Here is an 11,738-nt window from a genome sequence, read left to right on the forward strand (position 1 = left end):
TATTCTGCCGTACCTCCCTTGCCCTCCACAGGGCAAGGGAACAAGGACCTCATATGCTCAGCCGCTTTTTTTCGCCTTTCCGTGAACGCAACCGCGCCATTCTTCTGATTCTGGGTTTTGCCTCAGGCTTACCGCTGGCACTGACCTCCGGTACGTTGCAGGCATGGATGACCGTGGAAAATGTGGATCTGAAAACCATCGGATTCTTTTCTCTGGTAGGGCAGGCTTATGTTTTCAAATTTCTGTGGTCACCACTGATGGATCGCTACACGCCGCCATTTATGGGGCGTCGCCGCGGCTGGCTCTTAGTAACGCAATTGTTGCTGGTGGCAGCCATTGCCTTTATCGGCACGTTGGATCCATCTCAACATCTATGGTGGCTGGCGCTGTTGGCTGTCATCATTGCGTTCTGCTCTGCCTCACAAGACATTGTATTTGACGCGTACAAAACCGATTTATTGCCACCTGAAGAACGAGGCAACGGCGCCGCCATTTCTGTTCTGGGTTATCGCCTGGCCATGCTGGTTTCCGGCGGTCTGGCATTATGGATTGCTGATCGTTTTCTCGGCTGGCACGCTACGTATTGGCTGATGGCCAGTCTTTTATTGCTGTGCACAATAGCGACCTTGCTTTCACCAGAACCCATCGTCAGCGAACCGGCACCGCGCACCCTTGAACAGGCGGTCCTCGCACCATTGAAAGATTTTTTCAGCCGCAACAATGCCTGGCTGATTCTGATGCTGATTGTATTGTACAAGCTGGGAGATGCGTTTGCCGTCAGCCTCAGCACCACTTTTTTGATTCGGGGAGTCGGCTTCAATCCAGGTGAGGTAGGGTTAGTCAACAAGACGCTGGGGTTGTTCGCCACAATTATCGGTGCGTTGTACGGCGGAGTGTTGATGCAACGCTGGACGCTGTTCCGGTCTCTGATGGTGTTCGGCCTGCTCCAAGCAGTATCGAATGCCGGTTACTGGTTACTGGCTATCACAGACAAACAGTTGCTCACCATGGCATCAGCGGTATTTCTGGAAAACCTATGTGGCGGCATGGGAACCACTGCCTTTGTGGCATTATTGATGACACTTTGTAACAAGTCATTTTCAGCAACCCAATTTGCTCTGTTATCCGCACTTTCAGCCGTAGGACGCGTTTATGTCGGCCCAATTGCCGGCTGGTTTGTGGAACTGTACGGATGGGCATGGTTTTACCTGTCGTCTATCATCATCGCCATTCCGGGGTTGCTTGTGCTGAACATTTGCCGATCATCGCTGGAACTGGCGCAATCGGGCAGCACTTTTCCGCATCGACATGCCTATCCGCATCTTTATGCGTTGGCTTCCAGGTTGTTTTTTGTCGGTTGTATTTTGTTTGCTGGCGGCCTGCTTTTCTGGGGAATGCTGGGTCTGGGCTGGCTAGAAAATACCCATCTAAAAAACATACTGATGACTGCAGGAGTGACACTTGCAACAATAGCGATTTTGCTTGGCGGTCTGCTTGACTATCTGTCTTGGCATCGCCATTAAATCCGATGGTTTAACTCAATTAAAACAAGCTATCGATAAAAAACGTAGCCTCGTCATTTATTATCACTTTATTAAATTATTTTTCTTCCCAATCCCTAAATAGCTTCGCCAAATAGTAGATCACTTGAAGGGAACTCAGTCCGAGTTGAGCGATCTGATCAATCGCCAAACATCACAAACCACCAACCGGACTGAGCGATGCCGATCATAGCAGCAATCCCTGATGAAGAACGACAACTGATGTGCAAAGAAGCCCAACAAACACGCGATAAAAATTATGCCAGACGACTCATTGCCATGCTGATGTTGCATCGGGGAATGACCGTCACCGAGGTTGCCAGACTGCTCTGTGCTGCGCGTTCATCCGTCGGAAGATGGATAAACTGGTTTACTTTACAGGGTGTTGAAGGACTCAAGAGCCTCAGACCCGGTCGTGCGCCTTGCTGGCCGGTCGCCGATATCCAGCGTGTGCTTCCCTTGCTGGTTCAACGTTCGCCGAAGGATTTCGGCTGGCTGCGCTCCCGTTGGAGTACGGAGTTACTGACCCGTATCGTCAACCGGCTTTTTGACGTGGCACTTCACCGTTCCACCCTGTACCGATACCTCAAACAGGCCGGTATGGTCTGGCGCAGAGCCGCACCGACGCTGAAAATCAGGGACCCGTATTATGATGAAAAGCGGCTTGCCATCGAGCAGGCGCTGGCTCAGGGCTCAGCGGCTAATCCTGTGTTTTATCAGGATGAAGTTGATATCGACCTGAACCCGAAAATCGGTGCCGACTGGATGCCCAAAGGGCAGCAGAAGCGTATCGCCACGCCGGGACAGAACCAGAAACATTATCTGGCTGGCGCACTGCATTCGGTGACGGGCAGAGTCTCCTACGTTAGTGGCAACAGCAAGAGTTCTGATTTATTTATCAAACTGTTAGAGGTATTACGACGCATATACCGGCGGGCAAAAACCATTACGTTGGTGGTTGATAACTACATCATCCATAAAAGCCACAAAGTGGAGCGCTGGCTGGCGGAGAACAGCAAGTTCCGGCTGCTGTTTCTGCCGACCTATTCGCCGTGGCTGAATCCGATAGAGCGATTGTGGCTGTCGTTACACGAAACGATAACGCGAAACCATCAGTGCCGGTACCTGTGGCAGTTACTGAAACAGGTAACGCAATTTATGAATGCAGCTTCACCGTTTCCCGGCAACCAACCTGGCCTGGCTAAAGTGGAGCGGTAATATGAGAAGCTATTTAGTGATTCAGAAACATTTATTTTATTGCCTTTAATAATTCAGTCCAATTACGTTAATTCATGCAACGTTACAGAAACCAAGCATTAACACAAAACAAAATAGTGTTCAGAAATAGTTGTAATTCCTGAAAAGCGATACATACTTTTTTATAGACGGTTTACCCACTGTTTTTAAAAGTAATTTTAAGAAATGCATCTCAAATGTGATATGTCAGGCAAAAGCTGTAAACAACAGACTGACATCTCTTTAATGATGTTTACAGTGTGGTAACCTTCCCGTAAAATGCCCGCTCGCATGAAATGACAATAGAGCCCTTGTAATTGAGGTCGCTAGATGAGACTCAGGAAATACAATAAAATTTTTGGGATGTTGTCTTTAATCGCCGCCACACTGCTTCTCAGTGGTTGCGATATGGCATTGATGAACCCCAAAGGACAAGTCGGGTTAGAGCAACGTTCGTTGATACTGACAGCACTCGGTTTGATGCTGATCGTTGTTATCCCGGTGATCATTATGACGATTGCCTTCGCCTGGAAGTTCAGAGCCTCCAACGAAAAAGCGAAGTACACGCCAAACTGGTCGCACTCTAACAAAATCGAAGCCGTTGTCTGGACGGTTCCCATCATCATTATCCTCATCCTTGGGACAATCACTTGGAAAACCACCCATTCGCTTGATCCTTACAAGCCTTTGGACTCCAATGTCAAACCCATCAATGTTGAAGTGGTGTCTCTTGACTGGAAATGGCTGTTCATCTACCCGGATCTTGGCATTGCCACGGTTAATGAACTGGCATTCCCGACCAACGTTCCGGTCAACTTCAAGATTACGTCCGATACGGTGATGAACTCCTTCTTTATTCCACGTCTTGGTGGTCAGATTTACGCCATGGCAGGGATGCAGACGCAGTTACACTTAATCGCCAACGAACCTGGCAAGTATGACGGTATCTCCGGCGGCTATAGCGGTAAAGGGTTCTCTGGCATGAAATTCACCGCCATTGCGACCCCGAATCAGCAAGCGTTTGACCAATGGGTTGAGAATGTACGCAAGTCATCCAAGACGCTGAGTACGATGAATGACTTTAACAAACTGGCGCAACCTACCGAGTACCATCCGGTAGAGTACTACTCTCAGGTTCAACCTGAACTGTTTAGCCAGATCATTACCAAGTTCATTGGCAACAACATGAACATGCAGCACGGTGCAGAAAGCGAGCCTAAAAAAGTAGAAGGTATGCAGAACCACCAAGGCATGAACATGAGCGAGCACTCCTCTCATTAAAAGGAGCCGAGGGATAAACGATGTTCGGAAAATTAACTCTTGATGCGATCCCCTACCATGAACCGATTATCATGGTCACGGTGGCAGCAATCATTCTAGGCGGATTAGCGCTGCTGGCTGCCGTTACCTACTTTGGTAAATGGAAATGGCTATGGTCCGAATGGTTCACCTCGGTGGACCACAAGAAAATCGGTATCATGTATATCATCGTCGGTCTGGTGATGATGTTGCGTGGCTTCGCCGATGCCGTCATGATGCGTGGACAGCAGGTACTGGCTTCTGCCGGTGAGGCAGGTTTTCTTAACCCTCACCATTATGACCAGATCTTCACCGCGCATGGCGTAATTATGATCTTCTTCGTGGCAACGCCGTTCGTGGTTGGCCTGATGAACATAGCGGTTCCACTGCAGATCGGCGCACGCGATGTTGCCTTCCCCTTCCTGAACTCACTGAGCTTCTGGCTGTTTGTTGCCGGCGTTATCCTGATCAACCTGTCGTTGGGGATCGGGGAATTCGCCCAGACCGGTTGGGTGGCCTATCCGCCGTTGTCAGGTAAGGAGTACAGTCCCGGTGTGGGGGTAGACTACTGGATATGGAGTCTCCAGATTTCCGGCGTAGGTACCACGCTGACTGGTGTTAACTTCTTCGCCACTATCATGAAAATGCGCGCGCCTGGCATGAGCCTGATGAAAATGCCGGTGTTTACCTGGACGGCGCTGTGCACCAACATACTGATTATTGTTGCGTTCCCGATTCTGACGGTGACCATTGCGTTACTGACGCTGGACCGTTACCTCGGCACCCATTTCTTTACCAATGATATGGGTGGCAACATGATGATGTACATCAATCTGATTTGGGCTTGGGGCCATCCGGAAGTGTACATTCTGGTTCTGCCGGTCTTCGGTATTTACTCCGAAGTGGTGGCGACCTTCTGTAAGAAACGTCTGTTTGGTTATACCTCGCTGGTATGGGCAACTATCGCCATTACCGTTTTGTCGTTCATCGTCTGGCTGCACCACTTCTTCACTATGGGATCAGGAGCCAACGTCAACGCCTTCTTCGGTATAGCGACGATGATTATTTCAATCCCGACCGGGGTTAAAATCTTCAACTGGCTGTTCACCATGTATCAGGGGCGCATTCAACCGCACTCCGCCATGCTGTGGACGACAGGCTTCATCATCACCTTCTCCATCGGTGGTATGACTGGGGTACTGCTGGCTGTGCCGGGCGCCAACTTTGTGCTGCATAACAGTTTGTTCCTAATCGCCCACTTCCATAACGTCATCATCGGCGGCGTAGTATTTGGCTGCTTTGCCGGTATCACTTACTGGTTCCCGAAAGCGTTTGGCTTCAAGCTGAATGAAACCTGGGGTAAGCGTGCCTTCTGGTGCTGGCTCATTGGTTTCTTCGTTGCCTTTATGCCGCTGTATGCACTGGGTTTCATGGGAATGACCCGCCGTCTGAGCCAGCAGATCAACCCGGAATTCCATCCACTGTTAGTCGTGGCCTCTATTGGTGCTGGCCTGATTGCACTGGGAGTGGTATGCCAGGTTATCCAGTTTGCCGTCAGTATCCGCGACCGTAACCAGAACCGCGATCTGACCGGCGATCCGTGGGATGCTCGTACTCTTGAATGGGCAACCTCCTCGCCGCCGCCGTTCTACAACTTTGCTATCGTGCCACATGTTCAGGAACGTGATGCATTCTGGGAAACCAAGGAAAAAGGCGAAGCCTATCGGAAACCGACAAAATATGAAGAAATTCATATGCCGAAAAATACCGGTGCCGGTGTGATCATCTCGGCGTTCAGCCTGGTGTTTGGCTTCGCTATGATCTGGTACATCTGGTGGCTGGCAATTATCGGTTTTGTGGGCATGATTGCGACCTGGATCGTCCACAGCTTTAATCAGGACGTGGATTACTACGTGCCGGTTAACGAGGTCGAACACATCGAAAATCAAAACTTCGATAAACTCAGCAAGGCAGGCGTGAAAAATGTCCACTGATACGTTAACTCATCACAATGCAGCCCATGCAGAGCATGGGCATCACGACACCGGTGCTAATAAAGTCTTCGGTTTCTGGATTTACCTGATGAGCGACTGCATCCTGTTCGGGATGTTGTTCGCGACCTACTCCGTTCTGGTGAGCGGCACGGCTGGTGGCCCGACTGGCAAGGAACTTTTCGATCTGAAGTTCGTGCTGGTAGAAACTTTCGCCCTGCTGTTCAGTAGTATTACTTACGGTATGGCGATGATTGCCATGAACAAAGGTAACAAGAGCCAGGTTAACGCCTGGCTGGGTCTTACCTTCCTGTTCGGACTGGTGTTTATCGGGATGGAAGTCTATGAATTCCATCACCTGATCGTAGAAGGTGCAGGCCCTGACCGCAGTGCATTCCTGTCTTCCTTCTTTGCGCTGGTTGGTACTCACGGTATCCACGTGACTTCCGGCCTTATCTGGATCGCCATCATGATGATTCAGGTAACAAAATACGGCCTGACCAGTACCAATAAAACCCGTCTGATGTGCCTGAGCTTGTTCTGGCACTTCCTTGATGTGGTATGGATTTGTGTCTTCACTGTAGTTTATCTGATGGGGGCGATGTAATGAGTCATTCCACACACGATCATGCAGGCGCCAGCCACGGTAGTGTGAAGTCCTATCTGATTGGTTTCGTCCTGTCCATCATCCTGACCGTCATTCCATTCGGTCTGGTGATGAACGGTTCGGCGTCCCATAGCGCCATTCTGTTAACTGTGCTGGGTTGCGCTGTTATCCAGATTCTGGTTCATCTGGTGTACTTCCTGCATCTCAACACCTCATCAGAAGAGCGATGGAATCTGGTAGCCATTGTGTTTACCGCCCTGATTATCGCAATTGTGGTGGTGGGATCCCTATGGATCATGATGAACGCGCACCACAATATGATGATTCAGTAACCGAGCCTTTTACATGATGATTAAGCAATACCTGCAGGTCACCAAACCCGGCATCATTTTTGGCAACCTGATTTCCGTTATCGGTGGATTTTTACTGGCAGCCAAAGGCGCCATTAACTATCCACTGTTTGCCGCGACCCTTATCGGAGTGTCGCTGGTCGTTGCATCGGGTTGCGTCTTTAACAACGTTATTGATCGCGACATCGACAAAAAAATGGAGAGGACCAAGAATCGGGTTCTGGTTAAGGGGCTGATTCCGCTGAAAAATACGCTGATTTACGCGTCGCTGTTGGGTATTGCTGGCTTTGCGTTATTGTATCTCGCGGCAAACCCGCTGGCCATGTGGCTGGCGGTGATGGGATTTGTGGTATACGTCGGCGTTTACAGCCTGTACATGAAGCGCCATTCGGTCTATGGCACCTTGATTGGCAGTCTGTCCGGTGCGGCACCGCCGGTTATCGGCTACTGTGCTGTGAGTAATCAGTTTGACGCTGGTGCGCTGATCCTGTTGCTGATTTTCAGCCTGTGGCAAATGCCGCACTCCTACGCTATCGCGATTTTCCGCTTTAAGGATTATCAGGCCGCCAATATTCCAGTGTTGCCGGTCGTGAAAGGCATTTCTGTGGCGAAACATCATATTACGCTGTATATACTGGCGTTTATGATCGCTACTCTGATGCTGTCTCTGGGTGGTTACGCTGGGTACAAATACCTGGTGGTAGCGGCGGCAGTCAGCGTGTGGTGGCTCGGCATGGCTTTGTCCGGTTACAAACGCCCAAATGATGACCGCGTATGGGCAAAAAAACTGTTCTTATTTTCCATCGTCGCCATAACCTCTCTGAGTGTAATGATGTCGATAGACTCAATGGCACCGGTACAGGACACCCTACTGACTTACCTGCACTGATCTCATCAATGTATACGACCAGACAGACGGGCTTGCTCGTCTGTTTTTTTATTCCCTCCCCTGCTTACCAAATTAAATACAGAAACAAACCTATCGTTTACGCCTTTTGGCGCGGGCACTAAAATAGCGCTAACGAAATATCAGAGGTAGCAATGAGCGATAATCACATGACCCCTGTTGAACAGAAGGCGACATGGGGACTGGGTCTGGTTTTTTCACTTCGTATGCTGGGCATGTTCATGGTGCTCCCGGTGTTAACTACCTATGGAATGGCTCTGCAAGGTGCCAGCGAATCACTGATTGGCGTTGCCATAGGAATTTATGGCTTGATGCAGGCTATCTTCCAAATCCCATTCGGACTTATGTCTGACCGTATCGGACGCAAGCCACTCATTGTTGGTGGGCTACTGATATTTGTGTTGGGTAGTGTCATCGCTGCACTCAGCCATTCCATTTGGGGGATTATTCTGGGTCGTGCTTTGCAGGGTTCCGGGGCGATTTCTGCTGCGGTCATGGCGCTGCTGTCAGACTTAACACGTGAACAAAACCGCACCAAAGCCATGGCATTTATCGGCGTCAGCTTCGGCATTACGTTTGCTATCGCCATGGTAGTCGGCCCGATTGTTACCCATGCGTTAGGGCTGAATGCGCTGTTTTGGGGAATTGCGCTGCTGGCGCTGCTGGCTATCGTCATCACGCTGGCAGTCATTCCCTCTGCCCCTTCCCATGTGCTCAACCGTGAATCTGCCATCGTGCGTGGCGGTGTCGCCAAAGTGCTGGCCAATTCTCGCTTGTTAAAACTCAACTTCAGCATCATGTGCCTGCACATCCTGCTGATGTCGAGCTTTGTCGCCTTACCGAGAGGCATGGAACAAGCAGGTCTGGCACCGCAGGACCACTGGAAAGTCTATCTGACAACGATGCTGATATCGTTCGCTGCCGTGGTGCCATTCGTCATCTACGCAGAAGTTAAACGCCGCATGAAGCAGGTGTTCATTGTCTGCGTGATGATAATCACTGCCGCAGAGCTGGTTTTGCTGCAAGCAGGCAACCACGCGCTGTGGCAATTCTTTATCGGCATTCAGCTGTTCTTTCTGGGCTTCAATGTCATGGAAGCATTGTTGCCATCCCTTATCAGCAAAGAGTCACCAGCAGGTTACAAAGGTACCGCGATGGGCGTTTACTCCACTACACAATTTATTGGCGTGGCGATTGGTGGCAGTCTCGGCGGCGCGCTGTATGACCTGCACGGTGCCTCACTGGTATTTAGCACGGGTGCACTGCTGGGGGTAGTATGGCTGTTGGTCAGTTTCACCATGCAAGAACCGCCTTATCTAAGCAGTCTGCGTATTACCTTGCCAAATGAAGCACTGCGGGATAGCCAGCTGTCCGATAAACTACAGCAACATCCTGGGGTAGCAGATGTGGTGATAATACCGGATGAATTCAGCGCCTATGTGAAAATTGATCGCAACAAGACCAGCAGACAGCAACTGGAGAAGTTAATCAGCCAGACAGCGGGTTAACAATCCGGAAAGCATGGCTGCTATCACACATCACCGCCTGCACTCAAAACCAACCGCAGGTCACCCCGTAAATTGAAATGTATAAGGCACCTGTCGGTGCCTTATACTATGTAGCTGACGATTGTCGTATCTATAGTCAGTTCAATCTCGAAAGTTATTAAACTGAAAGGGTTGACCCAGCTCAGCACCACGCACCAGCGCAATTACGCCTTGCAGATCGTCGCGGGATTTCCCGGTAACGCGTACCTGCTCACCCTGAATCTGAGCCTGAACCTTGAGCTTGTTGTCTTTAATCAGTTTAACGATTTTCTTCGCCAACGTAGCTTCGATACCCTGCTTCAGCTTCGCTTCCACACTATAAGTCTTGCCGCTGTGTTCCATATCTTCAGGGATTTCCAGTGAACCGCCTTCAATTCCACGTTTTGCCAGTTTTTCTCTCAGAATTTCAATTAACTGCTTAACCTGAAAATCCGATTCGCTGGTCGCTTTGATAGTCTGTGCTTTTTCATTCAGCTCAAAGCTGGCAGGCACATTACGAAAATCCCAGCGGGTGCCCAGTTCACGAGTAGCGTTTTCCACCGCGTTGCGAACTTCCTGCATGTCGATTTCCGAAACAATATCGAAAGATGGCATAATTTTTTCTCCTGACAATAGCCGCCGAGCATGATAACCGTTCACGCCAAATAAGCAAAATTCACCCGGCTTACCGCCTTCCAGCAACAAGCGACGGGCAGACGACAGCGGAATACTTTATGATACGCCGGATAAACACAAAATGGCCTCGACAAAGGAAATCGCGGATGAAAATTACGGTTCTTGGCTGTGGCGCCATCGGCCAACTCTGGCTCAATGCGTTACATCGGCAAGGGCACGATGTACAAGGCTGGCTACGTATCCCTCAGGTATCATGCCAGATTAACGTTACGATGCTCTCCGGTGAGCGTTGTAACCTTAATCTGACAGCCAATAATACCGAACATCTGACACAAAGTGAGTTGTTGGTGGTTACCCTGAAGGCCTGGCAGGTATCTGATGCAATTTCCACTCTGCTACCTCGGTTGCGCTCTGATTGCATCATTCTGCTGCTGCATAACGGGATGGGAACCTGGGAAGAATTACCGGCAATCAGCCAGCCGCTGTTATTGGGCGTCACCACTCATGCTGCACGGCGCGACCCATCAACGGTGGTACATATCGCCGCGGGCATCACGCATATTGGTACGCTCAACCGGTCAACACACCGAGAAGAAGAACAAAACCGGTTGGCTGAAACGCTGCATCAGGCTCTGCCCGATGTCGCCTGGCATAATCACATTAACGCCACCTGCTGGTTAAAACTGGCCGCCAATTGCGTTATCAATCCGCTGAGCGTGTTGCACCAATGCACCAACGGCGAATTACAGTCTTATCCGGAACAGATTGAAGTGCTTTGTCAGGAAGTCGCGCGGGTCATGGACCGTGAAGGTTTTCATACCTCAACGGAAAACTTGCTGCTCTATGTGAATCAAATCATCCAGAACACCGCCGCCAACACGTCGTCAATGCGTCAGGATGTGCTGGCGCAGCGCCATACGGAAATCGACTACATCACCGGTTACCTGCTGCGCCGCGCTCGTGCCCACGGGCTATCCCTGCCGGAAAACAGCCGCCTGTTCGACTATATCAAACGAAAGGAGAATGAATATGACCGCCTCGGTTCTGGTCTGTCTGGCACCTGGTAGTGAAGAAATCGAAGCCGTGACCACCATCGATTTGCTGGTCAGAGCGGGGATTCGAGTAACCACAGCCAGCGTAGCCGGTGACGGCAACACGGAGATCACCTGCTCACGCGGTGTGAAATTGATTGCCGATGCGCCGTTGGTCGCCGTCGCCGACCATGACTTTGATGCGGTAGTACTGCCCGGCGGCCTGCAAGGCGCAGCGTGTTTCCGAGACAGTCCGTTGCTGATTGAACGCCTGCGCCAAACCCATCAGGAAGGCAAAATCGTCGCGGCTATCTGCGCCTCACCAGCCGTGGTGCTAGAGCATCATCAGCTGTTTCCTGTCGGTAACATGACCGGTTACCCGACGCTAAAAGAACAGATTTCACCGGAAAAATGGCTGGAAAAGCGTGTAGTATTCGACCCACGCGTCAATCTGCTGACCAGTCAAGGACCAGGGACCAGCATCGACTTCGCGCTGAAGCTAATCGATCTGCTGCTGGGCAAGAGCAAAGCAGCAGAAATAGCGGCCCAATTGATCCTACCACCGGGGATCTACAACTATCAGGACCTTGCCTGATTTAGCCACACAAAAACAA

At 50.5% G+C, this 11,738-nt stretch carries 11 protein-coding genes; 10 read left to right on the top strand and 1 reads right to left on the bottom strand.

All coding sequences use genetic code 11. The features are described from left to right. Positions 1–53 precede the first annotated feature (53 nt). The 8 genes from ampG (at position 54) to Dpoa569_RS13480 (ending at position 9,439) form a co-directional block, all read left to right on the top strand. Positions 54–1,523 (top strand): muropeptide MFS transporter AmpG, encoded by a 1,470-nt coding sequence (gene ampG / locus Dpoa569_RS13445; RefSeq protein WP_042869288.1) that lies wholly within the window; start codon positions 54–56, stop codon positions 1,521–1,523. Between the two features lie 198 nt (positions 1,524–1,721). After that, positions 1,722–2,759 (top strand): IS630 family transposase, encoded by a 1,038-nt coding sequence (locus Dpoa569_RS13450; RefSeq protein ID WP_042869286.1) that lies wholly within the window; start codon positions 1,722–1,724, stop codon positions 2,757–2,759. A 348-nt stretch (positions 2,760–3,107) separates the two neighbouring features. Continuing rightward, positions 3,108–4,058 carry a cytochrome o ubiquinol oxidase subunit II gene (gene cyoA, locus Dpoa569_RS13455; protein ID WP_042869284.1) on the top strand — a complete coding sequence of 317 codons (951 nt, stop codon included), beginning with the start codon at positions 3,108–3,110 and terminating at the stop codon, positions 4,056–4,058. A gap of 20 nt (positions 4,059–4,078) precedes the next feature. After that, positions 4,079–6,070 (top strand): cytochrome o ubiquinol oxidase subunit I, encoded by a 1,992-nt coding sequence (cyoB, locus tag Dpoa569_RS13460; RefSeq protein WP_042869282.1) that lies wholly within the window; start codon positions 4,079–4,081, stop codon positions 6,068–6,070. Next, positions 6,060–6,674, top strand: coding sequence for a cytochrome o ubiquinol oxidase subunit III (locus Dpoa569_RS13465; protein WP_042869280.1), 615 nt, complete (start codon positions 6,060–6,062; stop codon positions 6,672–6,674). The genes cyoB and Dpoa569_RS13465 overlap by 11 nt, the downstream gene beginning before the upstream one ends. Beyond that, complete coding sequence (locus Dpoa569_RS13470) at positions 6,674–7,006, top strand: cytochrome o ubiquinol oxidase subunit IV (RefSeq protein WP_042869278.1); 333 nt, start codon at positions 6,674–6,676, stop codon at positions 7,004–7,006. Before Dpoa569_RS13465 ends, Dpoa569_RS13470 begins: the two co-directional genes overlap by 1 nt. 16 nt (positions 7,007–7,022) lie before the next feature. Next, complete coding sequence (cyoE, locus tag Dpoa569_RS13475; RefSeq protein WP_042873834.1) at positions 7,023–7,913, top strand: heme o synthase; 891 nt, start codon at positions 7,023–7,025, stop codon at positions 7,911–7,913. A gap of 152 nt (positions 7,914–8,065) precedes the next feature. Further along, positions 8,066–9,439 carry an MFS transporter gene (locus Dpoa569_RS13480; protein ID WP_042869276.1) on the top strand — a complete coding sequence of 458 codons (1,374 nt, stop codon included), beginning with the start codon at positions 8,066–8,068 and terminating at the stop codon, positions 9,437–9,439. A gap of 141 nt (positions 9,440–9,580) precedes the next feature. Here Dpoa569_RS13480 and Dpoa569_RS13485 read toward each other — a convergent pair whose 3' ends face one another. Beyond that, the gene (locus tag Dpoa569_RS13485) at positions 9,581–10,072 is read right to left on the bottom strand and encodes a YajQ family cyclic di-GMP-binding protein (protein WP_042869274.1); all 492 of its coding nucleotides are present in this window, start codon (positions 10,070–10,072) and stop codon (positions 9,581–9,583) included. A gap of 167 nt (positions 10,073–10,239) precedes the next feature. Here Dpoa569_RS13485 and panE point away from each other — a divergent pair, with 167 nt between their 5' ends. After that, positions 10,240–11,160: a 2-dehydropantoate 2-reductase gene (panE, locus tag Dpoa569_RS13490; protein WP_146411453.1), complete on the top strand. Its 921-nt coding sequence runs from the start codon at positions 10,240–10,242 to the stop codon at positions 11,158–11,160. Then, complete coding sequence (gene yajL / locus Dpoa569_RS13495) at positions 11,123–11,719, top strand: protein deglycase YajL (protein WP_042869272.1); 597 nt, start codon at positions 11,123–11,125, stop codon at positions 11,717–11,719. The genes panE and yajL overlap by 38 nt, the downstream gene beginning before the upstream one ends. Positions 11,720–11,738 lie beyond the last annotated feature (19 nt).

The sequence above is a fragment of the Dickeya poaceiphila genome, from assembly GCF_007858975.2.
In the GTDB taxonomy this organism is placed as follows: domain Bacteria; phylum Pseudomonadota; class Gammaproteobacteria; order Enterobacterales; family Enterobacteriaceae; genus Dickeya; species Dickeya poaceiphila.

Coding starts and splice junctions, on each gene's coding strand:
- ampG (WP_042869288.1), top strand. CDS start 54: ATGCTCAGCCGCTTTTTTTCGCCTTTCCGTGAACGCAACCGCGCCATT.
- Dpoa569_RS13450 (WP_042869286.1), top strand. CDS start 1,722: ATGCCGATCATAGCAGCAATCCCTGATGAAGAACGACAACTGATGTGC.
- cyoA (WP_042869284.1), top strand. CDS start 3,108: ATGAGACTCAGGAAATACAATAAAATTTTTGGGATGTTGTCTTTAATC.
- cyoB (WP_042869282.1), top strand. CDS start 4,079: ATGTTCGGAAAATTAACTCTTGATGCGATCCCCTACCATGAACCGATT.
- Dpoa569_RS13465 (WP_042869280.1), top strand. CDS start 6,060: ATGTCCACTGATACGTTAACTCATCACAATGCAGCCCATGCAGAGCAT.
- Dpoa569_RS13470 (WP_042869278.1), top strand. CDS start 6,674: ATGAGTCATTCCACACACGATCATGCAGGCGCCAGCCACGGTAGTGTG.
- cyoE (WP_042873834.1), top strand. CDS start 7,023: ATGATTAAGCAATACCTGCAGGTCACCAAACCCGGCATCATTTTTGGC.
- Dpoa569_RS13480 (WP_042869276.1), top strand. CDS start 8,066: ATGAGCGATAATCACATGACCCCTGTTGAACAGAAGGCGACATGGGGA.
- Dpoa569_RS13485 (WP_042869274.1), bottom strand. CDS start 10,072: ATGCCATCTTTCGATATTGTTTCGGAAATCGACATGCAGGAAGTTCGC.
- panE (WP_146411453.1), top strand. CDS start 10,240: ATGAAAATTACGGTTCTTGGCTGTGGCGCCATCGGCCAACTCTGGCTC.
- yajL (WP_042869272.1), top strand. CDS start 11,123: ATGACCGCCTCGGTTCTGGTCTGTCTGGCACCTGGTAGTGAAGAAATC.